Raw genomic sequence first — 23,258 nt, 5'->3', positions numbered from 1 at the left:
TATTTTATCATGTATTTTTCGGCAAATACGCCTCCTAGCATTGATTTGAGGAGGCTATTTTTAATGAGACAAGATGAAATTGAATTGAAAAAAGGATTCCCGGCAAGTCGCAGAATTTTTAAGCAAGGTGAGGATGAAGATATCCGTGTTCCTTTTAGAGAAATCGAATTAAGTGATACTGTGACTGAATATGATACACAAGTTAATGAACCTTTTGTAGTTTATGATACTGCAGGACCTTATCATGAAGAAGAGTATGAAGTGGATGTACAAAACGGTATCCCAGATTTACGTTCAAATTGGATTCTTTCACGAGATGATGTTGAAAGTTATGAAGGTCGCAGAGTTCAATCAATCGATAATGGATTTAAAAAAGAAGGACATAAAAAATTTGTTGAAACACCATTTAAATATCAGCCTAAACGTGCACAAGACGGTAAACGAATTACACAAATGCATTATGCAAGACAAGGTATGATTACGAAAGAAATGAAATTCGTAGCGCTGCGTGAAGGTGTTGAACCTGAATTTGTGCGTGATGAAATTGCACGAGGCCGAGCAATTATTCCTAATAATGTCAATCATCCTGAGTCAGAGCCCATGATTATCGGTAAAAATTTCCAAGTGAAAATCAATGCGAATATTGGAAATTCCGCTGTCTCTTCATCTATTGAAGCAGAGATTGAAAAATTGGTTTGGGCAACACATTGGGGTGCAGATACAATTATGGATTTATCTACAGGTAAAAACATTCATGCGACACGAGAATATTTATTAAGAAATTCACCAGTTCCTGTGGGTACAGTTCCAATTTATCAAGCTTTAGAAAAAGTGAATGGTGTAGCTGAAGATTTGACTTGGGAAATTTATAGAGACACTTTGATTGAACAAGCTGAACAAGGTGTGGACTACTTCACCATTCATGCAGGCGTCTTATTACAGTATGTTCCATTAACAGTCGATCGCTTAACAGGTATTGTTTCCCGTGGTGGTTCTATTATGGCGCAATGGTGTCTTGCGCATCATGAAGAAAGTTTTTTATATGAGCATTTCAGTGATATTTGTGAAATCCTGAATCGTTATGATATTGCAGTCTCTTTAGGTGATGGGTTACGCCCTGGTTCTATTTATGATGCGAATGATGAAAGTCAGATTGCAGAGTTGAAAACATTAGGAGAATTAACAGACATTGCATGGCAGCATGATGTACAAGTAATGATAGAAGGACCTGGACATATTCCAATGCATAAAATTAAAGAAAATCAGGACTTAGCTGATTTTTATTGTAAAGAAGCACCATTTTATACGTTAGGACCACTGACAACAGATATTGCTCAGCTTATGACCACATCACTTCAGCAATCGGAGCAGCACAAATTGCCAGTCACGGTACAGCGATGTTTTGTTACGTTACGCCTAAAGAACATCTTGGATTACCAAATAAAGATGATGTCAGAGAAGGTGTGATTACCTATAAAATTGCAGCACATGCTGCTGATTTAGCAAAAGGTCTTCCTGGCGCAGCAGAACGAGATGATGCCATCAGTAAAGCCCGTTTTGAGTTCCGCTGGATTGATCAATTCAATCTTTCGTTAGACCCTGAACGTGCAAGAGAATACCATGATGAGACTTTACCAAAGGAATCTGCTAAAGTTGCTCATTTCTGCAGTATGTGTGGTCCTAAATTCTGTTCAATGCGTATTTCACATGATTTGCGCCAAAATCATTTTGACGAAAAAGAAAGAAAAGAAGCAATGAAAGAAAAAGCACAAGATTTTGTAGAACAAGGTAGTCGAGTTTATCAATAATATAAAATCCCTCTATTAACATTTCGCTTATTCAGCGACTGCTTAATAGAGGGATTTATTATTTAATGATGTATTACTGCAAGCAACATTGTTTCGACATATAATATCAGGCTTGTGATAATCCAAAAAGCATCCGAATTTTGGATAGAGCTTAATGTTTGAGAAGCGGATTTTTCAGTTGTTTTTTATTGTTGAAGTGAAAATGACCGCCATGATATAACTTTTTAATTAAAATACTTGCAAATATCACAAATGATAAAACAAACAAAGTGTAGTTTACGATAGCATGATAAGTAACGAGTAAATTAAAAAGTAAATATAAGATTAGCGCGATGTATAAAAGAATTCTAAATGGATGTAATTTCAAGATGTCTCACTCCGATTCGTTGTTGTAATTTTATTATACAACGTTTTCATTACTGCATAAATATAAAGTTGTGTAATTTAAAAATAATTGTAAGATTAAAAAATGCACCCTAAAATTCAGGGTGCATTTCAGTGTGTAATATGTTATTTTCTGCGTTTACGTCCTAATCCCATAGCACGTTCCATCTTTTCTAAAGTACGTGCAGAAGCTTTGATAGCTTTGTCACGTCCAAGATCTAAGATGTCATCTAATTTTTCAGAATGATAATAGCTTTCATAACGTTCTTGGAAATCAGTAAGGAATTGCTTAACAACTTCAGCTAAATCACCTTTAAATTTACCGTAGCCTTCGCCCTCATAACGTACTTCTAAATCAGCAATAGATTCGTCTGTAAGACTAGAGTAAATACTTAATAAATTACTGATGCCTGGTTTATTATCTTTATCATATTTAATAATGCCATCTGAGTCTGTTACAGCACTTCTGATTTTTTTAGCTGCTGTGTTTGGATTATCTAATAAAGAAATGAAGTTTTTAGCATTATCATCACTTTTACTCATCTTTTTAGTTGGATCTTGCAAGCTCATAACACGTCCGCCGATTTTCGGCATGCGTACTTCTGGCTTAATTAAAATATCATTATAGCGACTATTGAAACGATCCACTAAGTTACGTGTCAATTCTAGATGCTGTTTTTGGTCTTCGCCGACAGGAACAATATTAGTATTGTATAACACAATATCTGCTGCCATTAATGGTGGATAAGTCAACAACCCAGCCGGAATACCTTCTGTTTGTTTTTGAGACTTGTCTTTGAATTGCGTCATTCTTTCTAATTCACCAACAGAAGAAATTGTTGTTAGCATCCAGCCTGCTTGAACATGTGCAGGAACTTCAGATTGAATGAATAATGTTGATTTCTCCGGATCAATACCTGAAGCTAAATAAATTGCTGCTAATTGACGCGTACGTTCGCGCAATTTAAGTCTATCTTGAGGGACTGTAATCGCATGTTGGTCTACGATGCAGAAGAAACAATTATAGTCATCTTGGACTTCGCTGAATTGTTTTAATGCACCGATGTAGTTTCCTAAAGTCGGAATTCCGCTTGGTTGGATTCCTGAAAATAGAGTTTCCATTTTTGATGCCCGCTTTCTATGTAGATTATAATATTTATTTCATTATACCAGTATTTTCATTGTTTGTAAGGTGTGTTAAAATATATACATAGACAGTTTTTTACATGTCATACTGCTTAGATTTTAAAGTAGACTATGAACTAATTAATCAAATAGTCGATGTGTTTGAAATTTTCTATAAATAATTTTCCGATTCTCATTTAATTTTAATGTAGAGTGGGTATAATTCAGATATAGAGTTAAGAGAAAGAGAAATTTGTAGCGTATAGCCAAGGTAAATGATAAGTATACTTAACTTAACATAAACAAGCACTGCGTTTGAATTTAGAATAATTTCCTTAACCAATTCATTTAAAATCAATGAATTTAATTCATGATAATAGGAGAGTGAGATGTATGGTAACACTATTCACATCACCAAGCTGCACATCTTGCCGTAAAGCGAAAGCATGGTTACAAGAACATGACATTCCGTATACGGAGCGTAACATTTTTTCAGAACATTTAACAATTGATGAAATTAAACAAATTTTAAAAATGACAGAAGACGGAACAGATGAGATTATCTCAACTCGTTCTAAAACATATCAAAAATTAAACGTCGATATCGACTCTTTACCATTGCAAGAATTATACACAATCATCCAAGATAATCCAGGATTATTACGTCGTCCAATTATCTTAGACGAAAAACGTTTGCAAGTTGGTTATAATGAAGACGAAATTCGTCGTTTCTTACCAAGAAAAGTGCGTACGTTCCAATTACAAGAAGCACAACGAATGGTCGACTTATAAGAATCACGTTCTAACTGAATTACCATGTAAGGAGCTGCAGTACAGTTGTGCTGTGGCTTTTTATGATTTTGAAATGCAAACCGTTTTCATAGAGTATTACAGGGTAATATGTTAGTATAATAAGTCAACGGTACGTCACTCTTCACTTAACAAACTTATAAACAAATAAATTGTAATTTGCATACCGTTTTAATACAATATGGGTACTATTCTAGGTTGTCGAAAAAGTAGACCATACCTAGACTCTAGGAAGTTTGTCTAAAGTCTAGTTTTGCTATTCATCGACTGTAAGGAGTGAGATGATATGAGAATAGAGCGCGTAGATGACACAACAGTTAAACTTTTCATAACGTATGGTGATATTGAATCAAGAGGCTTCAAAAGAGAAGATTTATGGACAAACCGTCAACGTGGCGAAGAATTCTTCTGGTCAATGATGGAAGAAATCAACGAAGAAGAAGACTTTGTAGTTGAAGGACCATTATGGATTCAAGTTCATGCTTTTGAAAAAGGCGTGGAAGTTGTCATTTCTAAATCAAAAAATGAAGAAATGATGAATATGGCTGATGACAATATGAATAACGAATTCGACCGACAATTAAATGAATTACTAGAACAATCGTTTGAAGATGAAAATGAAGAAAGCGTACAAGGTAATCAACAACAAAGAAGATCACATGCTTCTGATCATTCTAAACGTGCACGTCATACAAATGGACGTTTAGTAATCGTGAAATTTGAAGATTTAGAGTCAGTAATTGATTATGCACATCATAGCAACCAACCTACTGATGACTTTGAAGATTTATTATATATGTTGAACAATGAATACTACTACGCTATTCATTTTGATGATAACGTAGGTGAAGAAGTAATTAACGACTTCTATAGTCAATTACTTGAATTTACACAACCAAGCGACAGATCAGAAATGTACTTGAATGATTACGCTAAAATCATTATGAGCCACAATGTTACAGCTCAAGTTCGTCGTTTCTTTACTGATACTGAAGAAATTTAATTTGATATAGATAAAATCGTTCTATTATATATTGAGCCCCTAAAATCGAGTGTTAAAAATTCGGTTTTAGGGGCTTTTTAGTTATAAATAAAATAAATTTCAGATATGAATTGAAAGTTTAAGGTGCTTTTGACTATTGTTCTATTTTTAACAGCGACGATTAATTAAAGATATCAGTAAATTCTAATAAATGAGATAGGTGTAGTTGTAATGACGTGCAAATTAGCGGGATAAATGAGAAAATTAAGTTATTACTATTTTTAATCATTCAAGGAGGCTTTTTTTAGTATGAGTCAACAATTGACAAGAGAACAACAAGAACAAAAATATCCTGAGTACACTTGGGATTTAACAACTATTTTTGAGAGTGATGAAGCGTTCGAGAAAGCTTTCAAAGATGTTGAAAGCTACTTAGGAGCTGAAGAAAAATATAAAGGCCATTTAGCTGATAATGCAGAAACATTATATGATGCACTTGCATTAGAAGATAAGATTGAAACAGAGCTAGAGAAAGTTTATGTATATGCTCATCTTAAACAAGACCAAGATACAGGCAATGATAAATATACAGGATATGAAGCACGTGCTCATCAATTAGCAATTAAATTAAGTTCTAGCTGGAGTTTCCTTGTGCCAGAAATTCTACAAATCGATGAAGATAAAATCCAATCATTCATTGATGAAAATAAAGATTTAGAACGTTATGCATTTGATTTGAAATTAATCAATGAACAACGTCCACATATTTTAAGTGCGGATAAAGAAAAATTATTAACAGAAGCACAAGATGCATTGTCTACACCAAGTAATGTGTATGGTATGTTCAGCAATGCAGATTTAGAATTTGAAGATGCAGTAGATAAAGATGGAAATAAACATCCGCTTACTCAAGGTACATTTATTAAATATCTTGAATCTGATGATCGTGAATTACGCCGTTCTGCATTCCGTAATCTATATAAAGCATACGGTGCATACAATAATACTTTAGCTGCTACGTTAACAGGCGAAGTGAAAAAACATGTATTCAATGCACGTACACACAATTATAAAACTGCACGTGAACAAGCGTTAAGCAACAACCATATTCCAGAAGAAGTATATGATAACTTAGTTAAAACAGTTCATAAATATCTTCCTTTACTTCATCGCTATACTGCTTTACGTAAAGAAGTATTAGGTTTAGATGATATGAAAATGTATGACTTATATACACCGCTAGTAAAAGATATTAAATTTGAAATGCCTTATGATGAAGCGGTAGATTGGATGTTAAAAGCGTTAGAACCAATGGGCGATGAATACTTAGAAGTGGTTAAAGAAGGCTTAAACAATCGCTGGGTAGATGTTTACGAAAATAAAGGTAAACGTTCAGGTGGTTATTCTTCAGGTGCACACTTAACTAATCCATTTATCTTATTAAATTGGTCAGACACTGTATCTGATTTATTCACATTAATTCATGAATTCGGTCATTCTGCACATAGTTATTTCAGCAGAAAAAATCAACCATCTAATCACAGTGATTATTCTATCTTCGTAGCAGAAGTTGCTTCTACTACAAACGAAGCATTATTAAGTGACTATATGGAAAAACATTTAGATGACGAACGTCGTTTATTATTATTAAATCAAGAATTAGAGCGTTTCCGCGCAACTTTATTCCGTCAAACAATGTTTGCAGAATTCGAACATAAAATTCATCAAATCGAAGAAGCAGGGGAACCATTGACTGCTAATAGAATGAATGAAGAATATGCGAAACTTAATCGTGAATACTTTGGCGATATTGTAGATACTGATGAAGATATCAGTAAAGAGTGGTCTCGAATCCCTCACTTCTATATGAATTATTATGTATATCAATATGCTACAGGTTATAGTGCAGCACAAAGTTTAAGTTATCAAATCTTAAACGAAGGAGAACCTGCAGTTAAACGTTATATTAATGAATTCTTGAAAAAAGGCAGCTCAAATTACCCAATTGAAATTCTTAAAAATGCGGGTGTGGATATGAAATCACCTGAACCGATTGAACAAGCATGCCAAACTTTTGAAAGAAAATTAGACGAATTTGAAAAGCTAATCAAAGCTTAAACATTGTGAAATCGTTTATAATATGACAAGTTTGTGACAAAAACGTTTTCATAATACAACCGTCTTGAAAAGGGGATTTCTGCATGGTATATTATGACCATGAAATTAATCACATAACAAACATACCCCTTTGTTTGAAGTGAAAAATTTCTCCCATCCCCTTTGTTTAGCGCCGTGTCTGAATACACGGCGTTTTTTTTATTGGAATTTTTTAATTGATATAAAATAATACCGGCAGTGCATGAATTGAATTCATGCTCCTGCCGGTATTTTAACTTTATTGTATAGGTGAGAGAGGCTTTTAGTATTAGAAAAAAGTGGGGGTTATCCTTTTTCTAATAAATAAGGCTTAGAACTTCCGATACCTTCAATATCCATAACTTCATAACTGATATGTTGTAAATCCTTCTTCTTTAAACAAACTACAAAATCTTGAGTTGAAGTTTGTGACAAAGTTAATTCGTTATCCGTAGTACTTATTGTTTTGATATCATATATATCTTCTAAGTCGCTAGGTTCCGCAAAAAGTATTCGTATATTAACTGATAACGAATCATCTTGGCTGATCCATTCGCCTTTAAAGTGATTCAATAATTCTTCTTCTGCTTTTGATAAAGATTCGAGATATTTCACATTAATGTTTATTTTATCCATATTACAAGTCATTCCTTTTCAGTAACCAGTTTAGTAACCAGGGATAGAAGCAAACCATCTAAAGTGAGAACCGTCTGAAACTGGAATAATGTTACTATCTACTGGTTGTAATGATACGTCACTATCCCATGGGTTCCAAAATACAATTACTTTTTGATTATTTGCGAGTACAGCATTTCCTACCACGGCCATAGCATGACGTCCATGTAGTCCGTTAGTAGATTCTACTCTTTCACTTAGTATAGCTATACCCTTATTATCTGATGTATATTGGTCTACCATATCATAACTTGGCATACTGTTATAATAAGTTGGGTTTTTTCCTTGTGAACGACCATATTGAATCATTTCATCAGGTGTTAAACCTGTAAACTGGAATCGCTGTCCTGATAAACCAGGGTGAATCGTTCTCATAATATCTTGTGCTCTGTATTGGCTTGTATTTTTAGTAGCATTTAATAATGCAGCCATAGTGAATCCTGCACACCAACCATTATTGCCTTGAGTTTCACGGATTTGGAAGTGAGGTAATGTGTTGACATATTTTGTAGCAACACTTCTTTGTTGAGAAATTGGTTGTGAAGCGTCCACTGTCTTGTTCATTTGCATTTTAGGGGCAGCTGGTGTGCTTGGAGCAGTTTTATCATCTGCTAATTTTGTTTGATCATTTCAATCTTATGATTATGCTCTGCAAAGTAACCATCTTTATTTGTATATATAGTGATTGGTGTATTTGCTTGGCGATATTGATTTAATGAATCTGCGATAAATTTAGAAATACGCACACTGTAATTTGCACTATTTTTATTGGCGTTGACATCATTTTCATTTTTAGGAGTAACAGTCAATACATATTTAATATGTTCGCCTTGTAATACAGGGAAGTAATAGTTGCCGTCTTCTTGTCCATTAAATTTATAAATTTTAAAAGGCTTACCTAATTGATATTCTCCATTTGTACCTGATTTGTCGATTTGAGACAAAGCTTGCGCGTAGCTGGAGAATTGAGTTTCAGCTTGTTGTTCAGCTTTCGCAGGAACTTCAGTGTTGCTGACTTTTACTTTTAAAGGTGCTTTGTGTACTGCTTGTGCTTGGCTTGATGTTGAGAAAGAGAGTAGTCCGCTTAGTGCCATAATCAATGAGAACAAAATAATAGTAAAGCTTTTTAAAAGAGACTTGGTGTTATTCAAAATAATTCCTCCAATCATTTTTTAATAATTAATAATGCAAAATATCTCAATTCGAATATAACATATAATTTGTTATATAAAACATTTGTTTTCGTGTGATAGAATTAAAGTATAAACAAATTATTTAGCATAAGATAAATTGATAAATTAAAAATAAAAATTTAATTACGAGCAATTGGGTAGCAGAGATAATAGTAGCGGAGGCCTTAGTGGAGTACGAATAAATATGGTTGTAAAATGTATTGTAAGTTATATAAATTTAAAGAGGTTTTGAGATTATAGGGGAAATGTATATGTTAAATGCAATCCAATACATGTATTGGATAGAAAAAAACACTTGCCTAAAAAATAGCTTAACCAAAAGTTGTACTTTTTGGTTAAGCTACTGAATGTGCAAGTGCTTAAGTAAATGATTTATTTCGCTTTCCAGAAGTCGCCTTCAGGATTGCTGAGTTTTTCTATTTTTTGTTGCAGAGCTAATTTCTTCAACTCTTTCAGCAACATCTTTTCTGGCCATTCATATATCGTTAATAATTCTTCAAATGTAACAAATTGTTGTTCTTTTATATAAGTCTCAAGTTTAGGCGGTAATTCTTTTTCAATAGGTGTACCCATCAATTCATTAATAATATAAGTATAAATATGATAAGGATATAAACCTTCAACTTTCAACCCTTCTTCAGTAACATCTTCATTGAAGAAAACAAGGGAAGGTGCTTGATCTATTTCCATTTCACGAGCAATGTGCAAATCAACTTTCAAGCTCTCTTTAAGTTTTCCGCTCTTTAAGTCTTCCTTGAAAACTTCATAATCTAAACCTGCATTTTTAGCAGCATCTTTTATCATTTGTTCTGTAATAATATCTCGTTTAGGAATAATTTCATTCTGCATCAAATGGATGAAACGCTCAGCGCGAGAGCGACCTTGTAACTCTGCTGCTTTGTATGCTAACGCGATATTATCGTTTTCAGAGCTGCTTTGTGCTTGACATTTCGTCAAAATTCTCAATGATGGGTTTAAAATATGACGAATACGGATATATTGTTTATATTCAACTCTTAATTTTGACAAGATTGCTGAAAGTTTGAAGCAATCTTCATCAAAAGGATCGAAGAAAGAATAAATTTCAATTTTACTCACAGGTGAAAGATTGGTTTCATCTTGTCTATTGTTACATATTAATTTCAATTCTTCAGACATCTAATTCACCTACAATTAATTTTCAGAATTAACCATATGATGTGCGGTTATACGCAATCTTTCATATAGGTATTCACCAACACCTGCAGGCAGTTCTGCATGTTGAATCGCTTTATTCATATTGTCTAACCAAGCATCTCTTTCAAACGGCGTAATTCTAAATTCCATATGCCGCATTTTTAACATAGGGTGGCCATGTTCTTCAGTATATAGTGCTGGTCCGCCTAGAAATTGTGTTAAAAATTGTTTTTGTTTGCGACTGGTTTCAGCAAAATCTCCAGGAAATAGATAATTTATTCTTTCGTCTTTTTCAACAAGCGAATAAAAGTAATCTATCATACTATATAATCTCTCTTTACCTATGACTTCATATGGTTTTGGAGCCATAACATCACCCTGTTTCTTAAATATATATCTAATATAACATGAATTTTTACATTTTAAAGTAATACGACTTTTGATGTAGAGAGTTATACATTATATGTGAATTTATTTACTTTTAGCTTCGAAAAATCGTGCAACTTTATTTTTTGGAATTTCAGATTTTATATTGAATTCTTTTAAAATCTCTTGGAACTTTTTCAAACCGATTTCAGGATTTTCAACTTCGAATTCCAATTCATAATCTTCTGTGTCTAAATATTCGCTGTGGTCTAAAACTAGTAATCCTTCTTTAATTTTAGTTTCGATACGATGCGTCGTGAGGGAACCTAGTATATCGAGTTGCTTAAAATTGATATTGTTTTTTTGCAATACTGAATAAATATCATCAGGTAGCTGTTCAGGCTGAATATGTAGTCCTTCTTCTGGCACAATTTCAGTTTCATGGTTGTATTCAGTCAGACCCACTTTGGCAGGAACTTTTAGTGTCATTTCATAATTATTATCAATTTGACGAATACGCAAGGCCATTAATTGTTCTGCTAATTCAAAATTAGGCGTATCGATATAAAAATTAGTTTGTGTGAAAGGTTTTTGCCCACTGAAAAAGGCTTTTTTGATTTCATTATATTGGTCTTCAGATAAGAGTTGTTTGTATTCAATTTCTTGATTAATCGCCATATTTTCACCTCTTTGTCTATCTATTATGGATGATTTTTTAATTGATTGAAAGTAATTCAAATTCTTTAATAGTATAGGAATGGTTTAGGTTATGTAATGGAATCTGTACATATGTTAAAATAATGGAGAATAACACAAGGAGGAACGAAGGTATGCGAATTTATGTGAATGAAATCAAGGTGAAAGACGATGGCATTTATTGCTATACTGATAAATCTACAGAAGGCTTAAAAGAGGCAGGACAAATGCTGGTAGATAGCGATAATTATGGATTTGCCTATATATTAGATGACGGTCAATCCTATTCGTATCTTATCTTTGTGAAAGAAACGTGGTCGATGCTTCATGAAAATAAGGGTAAAACAATATATATCAATGATGATTTAAAATTAGAAGAGTTTGATCAAGAATTAGACTACATTTTAAGCAATATTAAAGGCAACTCAAATTATGGTAAAGACTTTGTAGCAGAAGTTGAAGAAGCATTTGAGTTGGAGTGAAGCGGAGTGAATCACTATGAATCAATGGGACCGATTTTTAACCCCTTATAGACAAGCAGTTGATGAATTAAAGATAAAATTGAAAGGTTTACGCAAAATATACGATTTAGAGCAAGATGCATCACCAATTGAGTTTGTGACTGGTCGCGTTAAACCTTTAACTAGTATTATTGAAAAGGCTACAGAACGAGAAATTCCGTTTGATCGTCTGCACGAAGAAATGTACGATATTGCAGGATTGCGTATCATGTGCCAATTTGTTGATGACATAGAAATTGTCGTAAATTTATTGCGTCAACGAAAAGATTTTAAAGTGGTAGAAGAAAGAGATTACATTAATAATACAAAAGAGAGCGGTTATCGTTCATATCATGTTATTATTGAATATCCGATTGAAACATTAGAGGGACAAAGTAAAATCTTAGCTGAAATTCAAATCCGCACATTAGCGATGAATTTCTGGGCTACAATTGAGCACACTTTACGTTATAAATATGATGGTGATTATCCGCCGGAAATTCAAAAGCGTTTAGAAAATGCAGCTGAAGCCGCCTTTTCATTAGATGAAGAAATGTCTGAAATTAAAGATGAAATCCAAGAAGCGCAACGATACTATTCGAAAAAAAGGGCAAAAAAACATAATCAAGAGTGAGGTGCAGCATGCGATATAATATTGTGTCAAAGGGAGATCATAAATCTAACAGCATCAAAGAAAATATGGAAGCACAAATGCAAGATACAAAGATGATAAAAGATACCGAAACGCCTGAAATTGTCATTTCAGTCGGTGGGGACGGGACGCTTTTAGAAGCTTTTCATAAATACAGCTATAGATTATCAGAAACAGCATTTGTAGGCGTGCATACGGGACATTTAGGTTTCTATGCTGATTGGCTGCCGCATGAATCAGATAAATTGATTAGAGAAATTATTGATGGTGACTACGAAGTGATTAAATATCCTTTAATAGACATCACAGTTAATTACAATGATGAGAAGAACCCATCACATCATATTGCACTAAATGAAGCAACAATGAAAACTGAGGATAATACTACATTAGTTGCAGATGTCAGTTTGAGAGGGCAGCATTTCGAACGTTTCAGAGGTGACGGCTTATGTATCTCGACACCTTCAGGATCTACTGCTTATAATAAAGCACTTGGCGGTGCTTTGATTCATCCATCATTGCGTGCAATTCAATTAACAGAAATTGCATCTATCAATAACCGTGTATTCCGTACAGTAGGATCACCATTAGTGCTGCCAGCACACCATTATTGCTTAATTACACCTGTAGACCAAAGAACAATTATGACTTCAATCGATCACGTTACAACAAAGCATCATAACGTGAAGAGTATTGAATATAAAGTATCTGAAGAAGAAATTCGTTTTGCACGTTTTAGACCATTTCCGTTCTGGAAACGTGTACACGATTCGTTCATATCTGACGGACGCGATGACTAATGGAATTTAGATATAAAATATTATCGCCTATAGTATTAAAAAACTTTTTACAACAAAACCAATATTCCAAGAAAATGATAAGTGCCATTAAACGTGATGGTGCTTTAATTGTGAATGAAGTACCCGTCACGGTTAGAAAAACATTGGAAATTGGAGATGTTTTAGTGGTGAAATTGCCAGATGAACAAGCTAGTGAGAATCTAGTGCCTGATTATCAACCGATTGATGTTCTTTTTGAAGATCAATATTTTATAGCTGTCTCAAAAGGCAAAAAGCAGAATTGTGCACCCTCTCGTGAACACCCGCATGGCAGTTTGATTGAACAAGTCATCGGATATTTGAAAGACCAAGCTGCTGATGGGAATTATCAGTCCATACCTCATATTGTTACACGCTTAGATCGTGATACAAGCGGTATTGTTTTGTTTGCGAAACATGGACACCTTCATCATAGGATGTCTTCAACTGAAATGAAGAAAGTTTATCATTGTATTTGTAATGGAAAATTAGAAAATACTAGTAAGATAGTTGCCCCTATAATGAGAGCTGGAGACAGTATCATTGAGCGGAAAGTAGATCAAGCTGGAAAGTATGCAGCAACAAGTTACCAGCCCATCAATGCTTCGGAGCAATATACATTATGTGAAGTACGTCTGCATACAGGAAGAACACACCAAATACGCGTTCATTTCCAATATATCAATCATCCTATTGTAGGAGATGGTTTATATGGCGGGTTACATACTTTTGTGACTGGTCAAGCGTTAGCGTGTTGTTATTTAAGTTTCAAGCATCCAATTACTCACGAACAAATTGAGTTAAGAGATGATGCGAAAAGGATAGAATTAGATAATCTTTTCCAACAACTTTGTAAAGCAAATTGAGAAGTGAGGAGGACAATGAATTGGCAAAAGACGATAAAAAATTCATGGATGAAAAAGAAGTATATAATAAAGAGCTTTTAGATAACCTTTTGTTGAATAATGATATTGATAAATTCCGTGAAGAATTTTTATCTATGCATACTTATGAACAAAGTGAATATTTCGAAGACAGCGATAATGAAATTCATCAAAAAATGTATCATTTACTGTCTCCGAAAGAAGTGGCAGATTTCTTCGATCAATTAGAAATAGACGATGATGAATATGAAGAAATTTTTGACCAAATGAAAGTAAATTATGCTGCAAACATCTTAGAAGATATGTCATACGATAACGCAGTAGATATAATGAACCATTTATCTAAACGTAAAATTGCAACTTTACTTGCAATAATGGATAAAGATGATGCTAAAGAAATTAAAGCTTTAATGCATTATGAAGAAGATACTGCCGGCGGTATTATGACAACGGAATATATTTCGTTGAAAACAACGACACCGGTCAAAGAAGGGCTGCTGTTAGTAAAAGAACAAGCACCTGAAGCAGAGACGATTTATGTTATCTTTGCAGTAAATGACGATAAGCAACTAGTCGGCGTACTTTCACTGCGGGATTTAATCGTTGCTGAAAATGATGATTATATCGAAGATATTATGAGCGAGCGTGTTGTCAGTGTAAATGTGGCTGATGACCAAGAAGATGTCGCACAAACGATGCGAGATTATGATTTTATTGCATTGCCTGTAGTGGATTATCAAGACCACTTACTGGGTATTATCACAATTGATGATATCTTAGATGTTATGGATGAAGAGGCATTAGAAGACTACTCTGGTTTAGCCGGTGTATCTGATATCGATTCAACAGATGATTCTATTGTTAAAACTGCATCTAAACGTCTGCCTTGGTTGCTCATATTGACGTTTTTAGGTATGATAACTGCAACCATTTTAGGCTCATTTGAAGATACATTAGAGAAAGTAGCATTACTTGCAGCATTTATTCCAATTATCAGTGGGATGTCCGGAAATTCTGGAACGCAGTCACTTGCCGTTTCAGTACGTAACATTACAACAGGTGAAGTAGAGAATCAGAGTAAATTTAAAATTACATTGCGTGAAGCTGGTGCAGGTTTCTTATCTGGATTAGTATGTGCTATCGTTTTATTTACTATTATTATGATACTTTACCGCACACCGCTCCTCGGTCTTATTGTCGCTGGAAGCTTGACAATTGCCATGACAGTAGGTACGATTATGGGCTCAATTATTCCTCTGATAATGAATAAATTAAAAATTGATCCGGCAGTAGCTAGTGGTCCGTTTATTACTACAATAAATGATATTGTCAGTATGTTAATTTATTTCGGTTTAGCAACAACATTTATGTCATATCTCATATAAGGAGGGACGCATGGAGTTTGTATCACTCGTAATTGTTGTCATGGCGGCCTTTTTAACCCCGATCATTGTCAACAGACTTAACATTAACTTTTTGCCAGTAGTGGTAGCTGAAATACTTATGGGACTTGTTATTGGTCAATCAGGTTTTCACTTGGTAGAAAGAGATAACGTTTTAAACATCCTTTCCACGTTAGGTTTTATTTTCTTAATGTTCCTTAGTGGATTAGAAATAGATTTCAGCGCTTTTAAAAGCCAGCCTACACAAAACACAAAGAAATCTAAAAATAAGAAAAAGCAACCAAGTCATTTACAATTAGCTTTACTTGTATTCGGACTTATTATGGTTGTTTCTGTAATCTTGGCTTATTTATTTAAATGGTTTGGTTTAATTGATGATGTACTCTTAATGGTCATTATCATCTCAACGATTTCTTTAGGTGTCGTAGTACCAACGTTAAAAGAAATGAATATTATGCGCACGAGAATCGGTCAATTTATCTTATTGACTGCAGTCTTAGCTGATTTATTCACGATGATTCTTTTAACTGTATATGGTGCTTTAAATGGCAAGGGCGGTGCAACATTATGGTTGATCGGCGTTTTAGTCATTTTCACAGTCATCTTTTATTTCTTAGGCGGTGTGTTTAAGAAAGCACAATTTTTACAAAAATTAAATGATGGAACAACGCAAATTGGTGTTCGTGCTTGTTTTGCGTTGATTATTTTACTCGTTGCACTTGCAGAAGGAGTAGGCGCTGAAAATATTTTAGGCGCATTTTTAGCCGGGGTCATTGTATCCTTACTAGGACCGAATGAGGATATGGTAGAGAAACTAGATTCTTTTGGATATGGATTCTTTATTCCAATCTTTTTCATTATGGTAGGTGTAGACTTAAATATTCCTTCTTTAATAAAAGAACCGTCTATTTTGATTATCATTCCAATTTTAATCGTAGCATTCTTGATTTCAAAAATTATACCTGTTTTTGCAATACGTCCTTGGTTTGATCAAAAGACAACGATATCTTCAGCATTTTTATTAACATCTACGCTATCTTTGGTTATCGCAGCTGCAAAAATTGCTGAACAATTAAAAACGATTACGCCAGAGATTTCAGGTATTTTGATTTTAAGTGCCGTTATTACATGTGTCTTTGTCCCAATGGTATTTAAGAAAACATTCCCAATGCCAGAAGAAGCAACGCGACGTATTAATGTAAGTTTGATTGGTAAAAACCAATTGACAATTCCAATCGCTCAGAACTTGATGTCTGATTTATACGCCATTACATTGTATTATCGTAAAGATTTAAGTGATCAACGTAATCTATCTAATGACATTACAACTGTAGAAATTGCGGATTATGATGAAGCAATGCTAGATAAATTAGGGCTTTTCGATAGTGATATTGTTGTATGTTCAACGAACGATGATGATATTAACTTCAATGTGGCTACGATGGCAAAAGAACATGGTGTCAATCGTGTGATTTGTCGTTTTGAAGCAGGAGGAGAAAGAGAATCTAACTTGCGTGAAGAGGGCATCGAAATCTTCAGCAGTTTCTTAAGTAATAAAATTTTACTTACAGGTTTAATTGAAACACCGAACATGTTGAACTTATTAAGTAACGTTGAAACATCACTTTACGAAATTCAAATGCTTAACTATAAATTCGATCATATCCAATTACGTAATTTCCCATTCGATGGTGATATTATCTTTGTTCGAATTGTACGTGATAATGAATCAATTGTACCGCATGGTGATACAACGCTTCGTTATGGTGACCGTTTGATTGTTACAGGTTCAAAAGAATATGTAGACGAATTAAAACGAGACCTCGAATATTATGCATTTAATTCATAATAGTTATAAAGATTTTAGAAATCCTTCGGTATATTGAAAAGTATACGGAGGGTTTCTTCGTTTTATTTAAGAGTTGTGCTATATATGTTAGAAGTGATAAAATACTTCTATTGCCAATAACTAGAATAGCTTTAAGCAGTGTAAACTGTTTAAAAATGTTATAATATCTATAATCGTGAATGAAAATAATAATGAAATGAAGGAGCGTTTTCATGTTCAGTTTAGAAGGTAAAACTTATGTCATTATGGGAGTAGCAAACAAACGCAGTATTGGTTTTGGTGTTGCTAAAGTATTAGATCAATTAGGAGCGAAACTTGTATTTACATATCGTAAAGAACGCAGTAAAAAACAATTAGAAAAATTGTACGATCAATTAAATCAAGAACAACAGCACATGTACCAAATTGATGTTCAAAGTGATGAGGATGTCATCAATGGCTTTAAACAAATTGGTGAAGACTTAGGAAATATTGACGGTGTTTATCACTCAATCGCATTTTCTAATGTAGAAGATTTACGCGGCCGTTTCTCAGATACATCACGTGAAGGTTTCTTGCTTGCACAAGATATCAGTTCTTATTCTTTAACAATTGTTGCGCGTGAAGCGAAGAAATTAATGCCAGAAGGCGGAAGTATTGTAGCAACAACTTACCTTGGCGGCGAATTAGCAATCCCTAATTACAATGTAATGGGCGTTGCAAAAGCAAGTTTAGAAGCGAATGTACGTTACTTAGCATTAGATTTAGGCGGAGAAAACATTCGCGTAAATTCTATTTCTGCTGGGCCAATCCGTACGGTAAGTGCGAAAGGTGTAGGCGACTTAAATGTGATTTTAAGAGAAGTCGAAGAACGTGCACCATTAAAACGTAATGTCGACCAAGAAGAAGTCGGTAAAACAGCTGCTTACTTATTAAGTGATTTATCAAGTGGTGTAACAGGCGAAAATATTCATGTTGACGCTGGTTTCCATGCTATTAAATAATAGTTCTATACTAAATCGGACTGGTGAGAAAATCACTCGTCCGATTTTTTGATATAAAAATAGCGCAATTATCTCTATAATTTAAAGTAACCACACCAAAATTAAAGGAGATAAGTTGCGCCTATGAATCATTTTATATCAACTACACTGGAAATTAAAAAATATAGAATTCGACACTATGATTGAAGAAAAAGAGTATAAAAAAGGTTAAGCAGCTAAAAGTTGCTTAACCTCTATAATTTGAGCAGCCAGTCCTATTAGAGAGAGCTTAAATAATAAATATGTATCTATTACTCTGTACCTATTTTGGGTTACAGAGTTTTTTGTATAAAAACATCTATCCAATAGGTTTTTAAAAGTGTATGATATGTAACAGAGAAAATTTAATAATACATATTATTGAAATGGGTGACTATCATGGTAAAAAAGATTAATCAGCAAGACAAGTCATATTCTAATAAGATACTTACATCTTCTATGCTTGGATTCGGTCTTGAGAACATGGACGTGATGTTTTTAGCATTTGCATTATCAAGTATTATTAATGAATTTCATATTACGTCTGCAGAAGCGGGGCTTATATCATCAATTACTAATTTTGGTATGCTTTTTGGCGGCGTGATTTTCGGAGTGCTTGCTGATAAATATGGACGTATTCGTATTTTTACATATACGATATTCTTATTTGCGATTGCTACTGCATTGCTTTCAATAGCGCATAACATTTATATTGTATATATTTTACGTTTCATTGCCGGAATGGGAGGCGGCGGAGAGTTTGGAATTGGAATGGCACTCGTAGCCGAAGTGTTTGCGATGAAAAAGTTAGGAAGAGTATCTTCAGTTGTTGCGATTGGCGGTCAAGTGGGAGCTTTAACAGCAGCATTGCTTGCTGCAGCAATTTTACCTTTATGGGGATGGCGTGCGCTCTTTTTAATCGGTGTGATTCCAGTTATTTTAGCTTTCTATATTCGCCGAAATCTCGATGAAACAGATGCTTGGAAACGTACAAAAGCAAAACAGACGCTAGAAAAGAAAGAGAATTCACCGATTACGCTTTTGTTTAATTCAAAGAATAAAGCACACACAACTATCGCTTTGACAATAATGTCTAGTGTACAAGTAGCAGGATACTTCGGTCTTATGAACTGGTTGCCTTCAATTTTGCAAAAGCAACATGGATTAAGTGTCTCCAACTCATCTTTATGGACGATAAGTACAATTATTGGTATGAGCCTTGGTATGTTGTGCTTTGGACAGATTCTTGATAAATTCGGAGCCAAAATATCATATAGTATTTTCTTAATTGCCTCTGCGGCTTCTGTATTTCTTTATGTTTTTGCGCAAAGTTCCATTGCTTTATTAATCGGTGGTGCCTTTGTCGGCTTTTTCGTTAATGGAATGTTTGCGGGTTATGGGGCTGTTATCAGCAGTTTTTATCCCACACATATCAGAAGTACGGCCAATAATGTTATTTTCAATGTTGGGCGTGCAGTAGGGGGATTATCGCCGATTGCGATTGGCTTCTTGATGGATCATTCAGGTATGTTAGGTACAATGATTTTCCTTGCTTGTTTATATATGATTTCACTCGTGATGCTTTTATCATTGAAACATATTCCGTTGCGCGGGAAACGCTATTTAGAAAACGCATAAAATTAAGCGCTGTAATTTCTTTTTAAAGAGATAATTACAGCGCTTTATTGTAGAAGTAACAGGCGTGCATACTTATTTGTTCAAGTATGCACGCCTGTTATGTTGTTAATTTTTAAGTTTTAATGGTATTAATCTTTTACATCGCTTTGAGCTTTCATCATTATAGACTGACGATATTTAAAGACGTTACGTACAATTGTTTTAATCACTGCATATAATGGAACAGCAACTAAAATTAATACGAATCCACCTAGATTACCTGCAGCTAAAATGACGACGATGATTGTAAGCGGGTGAATGCTCAATGATTTACCCATTACGTTAGGAGTAATGACGTTACCTTCTAATTGTTGTGCTACAAGTGTAACGACACAAACCCATATGAACGCCGTAGGGCTTTGGATAATACCGATAATTGCAGCAGGTGCAAAGGACATCCAAGGTCCTAAGAACGGAATCATATTAGCGACACCGGCAAAGAGTACAAGTAATAATGTATAATCTAATCCGATAATTGAATATCCGATATAAAGAATTACACCTAAGATAAAACTAACTGTTACTTGTCCTTGAATATATGATTGCAAAGTATGGTTTAAATCTTTTAGCAAGTTTACTACGAATACTTTACGATCTCCATTAAACAATTTAGCAATGGATGGAATGAATTTTTCATGGTCTTTCAACATATAAATTAAGAAGAACGGAACCATAATCAATAAGAATAACGTTGAAATGATTTGAGATACAATCGAAATAGAGTTTGTTAAGACATTTGTAACGTTATCTCCAAATGATTTAACGACTTTATTTACACGATCTGTCACATCATTAGGCAATTTATCCATTTGATCTAATGCATATTTAATCATCGTTTGAGTTTCTTGTTGTAATTGCGGTGCTTGTTTTATTAAGTTGTTGATTTGGTTCATAATTAGTGGAGCTACTACAGTAACAGCAGCTGTTATGATACCAATTAGGATTACAAATATAATTGTAATGCTTCCCCAACGAGGAACGCGATATTTTTCTAATAACTTTTGAAGCGGCAGGAATACATAAAATAAGAATCCGCTCAAAATAAATGGCAATAATACTGATTTAACTATAATGATAATTGGATTGAAAATAACATGAACTTCCATTATCAACTTAATCAGTACGAACAGAATGATAAGCATTATGCCTGTCCTGAACCATACTTTGTTAAGCATAATTATTTCCTCCTAAAGAAATAGACTTACATATTAGTATATCCTATTTAATAACGCTCAAAAAGTAATATTTTAAAAGAAATTGTAAGAGAAAACAGATACATTATAAAATAGGGTCAATTGATTGGTTATTGAAAGAACATGGGTTCCAAAAGAATTAAAGTTTCTCTTGGAACCCATGTCATATAATCATTGAATATCATAATTACTTTTTAAGGTATAAATAGAATCAGAAAATATAGATGGAATTAGTTAAACTTCTTTCAAATTTTTGCCAAGTGGTACATTAGGTTCTGGATTTTGATCATTATCCTCATCGTTATCCTGTTCTTCGTTGAAATGTGCTTTTTTCAATCGTTTTGGATAATCTTCGAGCCAGAATGTCGCATTCGGCAATTTTTTCGGGTCAGGGTGGTAAATAGCGTGGTTACCTGATCCTAAACGCTTCATCTGACTTTCATAGTCTTTAAGGGCGTCTACGGCAGGACGATGAAGAATCCAAATAGCAATGATATTTAGCCAAGCCATCATACCTACACCTAAGTCACCCATGCTCCATGCAATGTCAGCTGTTTTAATTGAACCATATACAGTTGCACCAATTAATACCACACGTGCAACATTAATCCAGATAGTAGTCGTAAAGCGTGAGCTATTTCGTGTCATATAAGCGATATTTGTTTCTGCGATATAGTAGTATGCCAAAATAGTAGTAAAGGCAAAGAAGAATAATGCAATTGCAATAAAGTATGAACCTACACCTGAGAATGTCGGATCAAAATGATAACTGCCGCCTTGCAAGGCTTTATCAATACCTGCTTGTGCATACATCGCTGTACCAGAATAGTCTTTTGTTCCGTCAGCTGATTGTACGAATATTCCGTTATCTTTAATCAGTTTCGGTAATCCGCCAGGTCCTACATCGCCATTAGTTGTGTTATATGTTCCTGAAATCAAAATAATTAATGCAGTCGCTGTACATACAAATAATGTGTCAACATAAACTGAGAAAGCTTGTACAAGTCCTTGTTTAGCTGGGTGAGAAACTTCTGCAGCTGCAGCGGCGTGCGGCCCAGTACCTTGACCTGCCTCGTTTGAGTAAAGTCCACGCTTCACACCGATTTCAATCATAGCACCGAAGATACCCCCAAATGCTGCTTGCATCCCGAATGCTGATTTAAAAATAAGTGCGAATAATGCAGGAACTGCTTGTATATTAAGAATGATAATAAATACAGCCATTAAGATATAAATAATTGCCATGAATGGAACAACTGCAGTTGCGACGTTAGCAATCCATTTAACACCGCCAAATATAATTAAGCCTAAAATTACAGCTAAAATTGTAGCGATAATCCAACTCGGAACTTTAAAAGCGTTATGCATAGAGCTGGCAATTGCGTTGGATTGAACTCCAGGTAAAAGGAGACCAACAGAAATCACAGTTACAATCGCAAAAACAAGACCATAAATTTTGCCTAAACGCCCTTTAATTCCATATTGAATGTAGTATGCAGGCCCGCCTCGGTATTCACCTTTTTCTTCTCGTTTGAAAATTTGACCTAAAGTAGATTCAATAAATGCACTACTTGCTCCTAAGAATGCTGTAATCCACATCCAAAAAACAGCTCCAGGCCCCCCAATGAAGATAGCAGTGGATACTCCGACAATGTTACCAGTTCCTACACGTCCGGCTAGAGATAATGCAATCGCTTGAAAACTCGAAATCCCAGTAGGTGATTTTTCACCATGGAACATCAGTCGAATCATTTCTTTAAAATGCCTGACCTGGAAAAATTTCATCATTAATGAGAATAAAATACCAGTAATCAACAAGCCGTAAACAAGTGGTTTACTCCATACTACTTCATTAAACCAAGCTACAATACTTTCTAGCATAATGACTTCCCCCTTATAAAACCGAAAAATAACACGTTTATATCCATCC

At 34.3% G+C, this 23,258-nt stretch carries 20 protein-coding genes and 1 pseudogene; 12 read left to right on the top strand and 9 right to left on the bottom strand.

Annotation, left to right across the window (positions count from 1 at the left end; translation table 11 throughout):
• The first annotated feature begins 63 nt into the window (after nucleotides 1-63).
• Nucleotides 64-1,808 (top strand): annotated as a pseudogene (gene thiC / locus DYE31_RS09475) (phosphomethylpyrimidine synthase ThiC).
• Nucleotides 1,809-2,318: 510 nt separating this feature from the next.
• Here thiC and trpS read toward each other — a convergent pair.
• The gene (gene trpS / locus DYE31_RS09470; protein WP_015899854.1) at nucleotides 2,319-3,314 is read right to left on the bottom strand and encodes a tryptophan--tRNA ligase; all 996 of its coding nucleotides are present in this window, start codon (nucleotides 3,312-3,314) and stop codon (nucleotides 2,319-2,321) included.
• 396 nt (nucleotides 3,315-3,710) lie between these two features.
• On the opposite strand from trpS, the gene spxA reads away from it, so the two are divergent.
• From spxA to pepF, 3 genes are all read left to right on the top strand, one after another.
• The gene (spxA, locus tag DYE31_RS09465) at nucleotides 3,711-4,109 is read left to right on the top strand and encodes a transcriptional regulator SpxA (protein WP_002481951.1); all 399 of its coding nucleotides are present in this window, start codon (nucleotides 3,711-3,713) and stop codon (nucleotides 4,107-4,109) included.
• Nucleotides 4,110-4,413: 304 nt separating this feature from the next.
• Nucleotides 4,414-5,130 (top strand): adaptor protein MecA, encoded by a 717-nt coding sequence (gene mecA / locus DYE31_RS09460; protein WP_015899855.1) that lies wholly within the window; start codon nucleotides 4,414-4,416, stop codon nucleotides 5,128-5,130.
• Between the two features lie 288 nt (nucleotides 5,131-5,418).
• A complete protein-coding gene (pepF, locus tag DYE31_RS09455; RefSeq protein ID WP_015899856.1) occupies nucleotides 5,419-7,227 on the top strand; it encodes an oligoendopeptidase F in 1,809 nt (602 codons plus the stop codon).
• A gap of 324 nt (nucleotides 7,228-7,551) precedes the next feature.
• Here pepF and DYE31_RS09450 read toward each other — a convergent pair whose 3' ends face one another.
• The 6 genes from DYE31_RS09450 to DYE31_RS09425 form a co-directional block, all read right to left on the bottom strand.
• Entirely contained in the window at nucleotides 7,552-7,881 is a 330-nt protein-coding gene (locus DYE31_RS09450; RefSeq protein ID WP_015899857.1) for a cysteine protease inhibitor staphostatin B, read from the bottom strand.
• 30 nt (nucleotides 7,882-7,911) lie between these two features.
• On the bottom strand, nucleotides 7,912-8,490 hold the full coding sequence (locus DYE31_RS09445) for a C47 family peptidase (protein ID WP_050731402.1): 579 nt from the start codon (nucleotides 8,488-8,490) through the stop codon (nucleotides 7,912-7,914).
• Nucleotides 8,491-8,531: 41 nt separating this feature from the next.
• The gene (locus tag DYE31_RS09440) at nucleotides 8,532-9,071 is read right to left on the bottom strand and encodes a staphopain proregion domain-containing protein (RefSeq protein ID WP_015899859.1); all 540 of its coding nucleotides are present in this window, start codon (nucleotides 9,069-9,071) and stop codon (nucleotides 8,532-8,534) included.
• Between the two features lie 414 nt (nucleotides 9,072-9,485).
• Nucleotides 9,486-10,271, bottom strand: a complete 786-nt coding sequence (yjbH, locus tag DYE31_RS09435) for a protease adaptor protein YjbH (RefSeq protein ID WP_015899860.1) — start codon at nucleotides 10,269-10,271, stop codon at nucleotides 9,486-9,488.
• 15 nt (nucleotides 10,272-10,286) lie between these two features.
• Nucleotides 10,287-10,658 (bottom strand): truncated hemoglobin YjbI, encoded by a 372-nt coding sequence (locus DYE31_RS09430; protein ID WP_015899861.1) that lies wholly within the window; start codon nucleotides 10,656-10,658, stop codon nucleotides 10,287-10,289.
• Nucleotides 10,659-10,760: 102 nt separating this feature from the next.
• Nucleotides 10,761-11,333: a CYTH domain-containing protein gene (locus tag DYE31_RS09425; RefSeq protein ID WP_015899862.1), complete on the bottom strand. Its 573-nt coding sequence runs from the start codon at nucleotides 11,331-11,333 to the stop codon at nucleotides 10,761-10,763.
• A gap of 152 nt (nucleotides 11,334-11,485) precedes the next feature.
• Between DYE31_RS09425 and DYE31_RS09420 the strand changes: the two genes are divergently transcribed.
• The 8 genes from DYE31_RS09420 to DYE31_RS09385 all read left to right on the top strand — a co-directional run bounded on the left by DYE31_RS09420 (nucleotide 11,486) and on the right by DYE31_RS09385 (nucleotide 20,096).
• Nucleotides 11,486-11,833, top strand: coding sequence for a UPF0738 family protein (locus tag DYE31_RS09420; RefSeq protein ID WP_015899863.1), 348 nt, complete (start codon nucleotides 11,486-11,488; stop codon nucleotides 11,831-11,833).
• 16 nt (nucleotides 11,834-11,849) lie between these two features.
• Nucleotides 11,850-12,485 (top strand): GTP pyrophosphokinase, encoded by a 636-nt coding sequence (locus DYE31_RS09415; protein WP_015899864.1) that lies wholly within the window; start codon nucleotides 11,850-11,852, stop codon nucleotides 12,483-12,485.
• Between the two features lie 8 nt (nucleotides 12,486-12,493).
• On the top strand, nucleotides 12,494-13,303 hold the full coding sequence (locus DYE31_RS09410; protein ID WP_015899865.1) for an NAD kinase: 810 nt from the start codon (nucleotides 12,494-12,496) through the stop codon (nucleotides 13,301-13,303).
• Entirely contained in the window at nucleotides 13,303-14,187 is an 885-nt protein-coding gene (locus tag DYE31_RS09405) for an RluA family pseudouridine synthase (protein WP_015899866.1), read from the top strand. Before DYE31_RS09410 ends, DYE31_RS09405 begins: the two co-directional genes overlap by 1 nt.
• 44 nt (nucleotides 14,188-14,231) lie before the next feature.
• The gene (mgtE, locus tag DYE31_RS09400) at nucleotides 14,232-15,590 is read left to right on the top strand and encodes a magnesium transporter (RefSeq protein ID WP_103211889.1); all 1,359 of its coding nucleotides are present in this window, start codon (nucleotides 14,232-14,234) and stop codon (nucleotides 15,588-15,590) included.
• A gap of 10 nt (nucleotides 15,591-15,600) precedes the next feature.
• A complete protein-coding gene (locus DYE31_RS09395) occupies nucleotides 15,601-17,457 on the top strand; it encodes a monovalent cation:proton antiporter family protein (protein WP_015899868.1) in 1,857 nt (618 codons plus the stop codon).
• Nucleotides 17,458-17,669: 212 nt separating this feature from the next.
• Nucleotides 17,670-18,440: an enoyl-ACP reductase FabI gene (gene fabI, locus DYE31_RS09390; RefSeq protein WP_015899869.1), complete on the top strand. Its 771-nt coding sequence runs from the start codon at nucleotides 17,670-17,672 to the stop codon at nucleotides 18,438-18,440.
• Between the two features lie 417 nt (nucleotides 18,441-18,857).
• Nucleotides 18,858-20,096 carry an MFS transporter gene (locus DYE31_RS09385; protein ID WP_015899870.1) on the top strand — a complete coding sequence of 413 codons (1,239 nt, stop codon included), beginning with the start codon at nucleotides 18,858-18,860 and terminating at the stop codon, nucleotides 20,094-20,096.
• A gap of 128 nt (nucleotides 20,097-20,224) precedes the next feature.
• Here the strand turns inward: DYE31_RS09385 and cozEa are convergent, their stop codons facing one another.
• On the bottom strand, nucleotides 20,225-21,310 hold the full coding sequence (gene cozEa / locus DYE31_RS09380; RefSeq protein ID WP_015899871.1) for a lipoteichoic acid biosynthesis protein CozEa: 1,086 nt from the start codon (nucleotides 21,308-21,310) through the stop codon (nucleotides 20,225-20,227).
• 252 nt (nucleotides 21,311-21,562) lie between these two features.
• Nucleotides 21,563-23,209 (bottom strand): alanine/glycine:cation symporter family protein, encoded by a 1,647-nt coding sequence (locus DYE31_RS09375; RefSeq protein ID WP_015899872.1) that lies wholly within the window; start codon nucleotides 23,207-23,209, stop codon nucleotides 21,563-21,565.
• Between the last annotated feature and the right edge of the window lie 49 nt (nucleotides 23,210-23,258).

Origin of the sequence: Staphylococcus carnosus, assembly GCF_900458435.1 — a bacterium.
Taxonomy (GTDB): domain Bacteria; phylum Bacillota; class Bacilli; order Staphylococcales; family Staphylococcaceae; genus Staphylococcus; species Staphylococcus carnosus.
This window is presented reverse-complemented; position numbering and strand designations above follow the sequence as displayed.

Coding starts and splice junctions, on each gene's coding strand:
- trpS (WP_015899854.1), bottom strand. CDS start 3,314: ATGGAAACTCTATTTTCAGGAATCCAACCAAGCGGAATTCCGACTTTA.
- spxA (WP_002481951.1), top strand. CDS start 3,711: ATGGTAACACTATTCACATCACCAAGCTGCACATCTTGCCGTAAAGCG.
- mecA (WP_015899855.1), top strand. CDS start 4,414: ATGAGAATAGAGCGCGTAGATGACACAACAGTTAAACTTTTCATAACG.
- pepF (WP_015899856.1), top strand. CDS start 5,419: ATGAGTCAACAATTGACAAGAGAACAACAAGAACAAAAATATCCTGAG.
- DYE31_RS09450 (WP_015899857.1), bottom strand. CDS start 7,881: ATGGATAAAATAAACATTAATGTGAAATATCTCGAATCTTTATCAAAA.
- DYE31_RS09445 (WP_050731402.1), bottom strand. CDS start 8,490: ATGCAAATGAACAAGACAGTGGACGCTTCACAACCAATTTCTCAACAA.
- yjbH (WP_015899860.1), bottom strand. CDS start 10,271: ATGTCTGAAGAATTGAAATTAATATGTAACAATAGACAAGATGAAACC.
- DYE31_RS09430 (WP_015899861.1), bottom strand. CDS start 10,658: ATGGCTCCAAAACCATATGAAGTCATAGGTAAAGAGAGATTATATAGT.
- DYE31_RS09425 (WP_015899862.1), bottom strand. CDS start 11,333: ATGGCGATTAATCAAGAAATTGAATACAAACAACTCTTATCTGAAGAC.
- DYE31_RS09420 (WP_015899863.1), top strand. CDS start 11,486: ATGCGAATTTATGTGAATGAAATCAAGGTGAAAGACGATGGCATTTAT.
- DYE31_RS09415 (WP_015899864.1), top strand. CDS start 11,850: ATGAATCAATGGGACCGATTTTTAACCCCTTATAGACAAGCAGTTGAT.
- DYE31_RS09410 (WP_015899865.1), top strand. CDS start 12,494: ATGCGATATAATATTGTGTCAAAGGGAGATCATAAATCTAACAGCATC.
- DYE31_RS09405 (WP_015899866.1), top strand. CDS start 13,303: ATGGAATTTAGATATAAAATATTATCGCCTATAGTATTAAAAAACTTT.
- mgtE (WP_103211889.1), top strand. CDS start 14,232: ATGGATGAAAAAGAAGTATATAATAAAGAGCTTTTAGATAACCTTTTG.
- DYE31_RS09395 (WP_015899868.1), top strand. CDS start 15,601: ATGGAGTTTGTATCACTCGTAATTGTTGTCATGGCGGCCTTTTTAACC.
- fabI (WP_015899869.1), top strand. CDS start 17,670: ATGTTCAGTTTAGAAGGTAAAACTTATGTCATTATGGGAGTAGCAAAC.
- DYE31_RS09385 (WP_015899870.1), top strand. CDS start 18,858: ATGGTAAAAAAGATTAATCAGCAAGACAAGTCATATTCTAATAAGATA.
- cozEa (WP_015899871.1), bottom strand. CDS start 21,310: ATGCTTAACAAAGTATGGTTCAGGACAGGCATAATGCTTATCATTCTG.
- DYE31_RS09375 (WP_015899872.1), bottom strand. CDS start 23,209: ATGCTAGAAAGTATTGTAGCTTGGTTTAATGAAGTAGTATGGAGTAAA.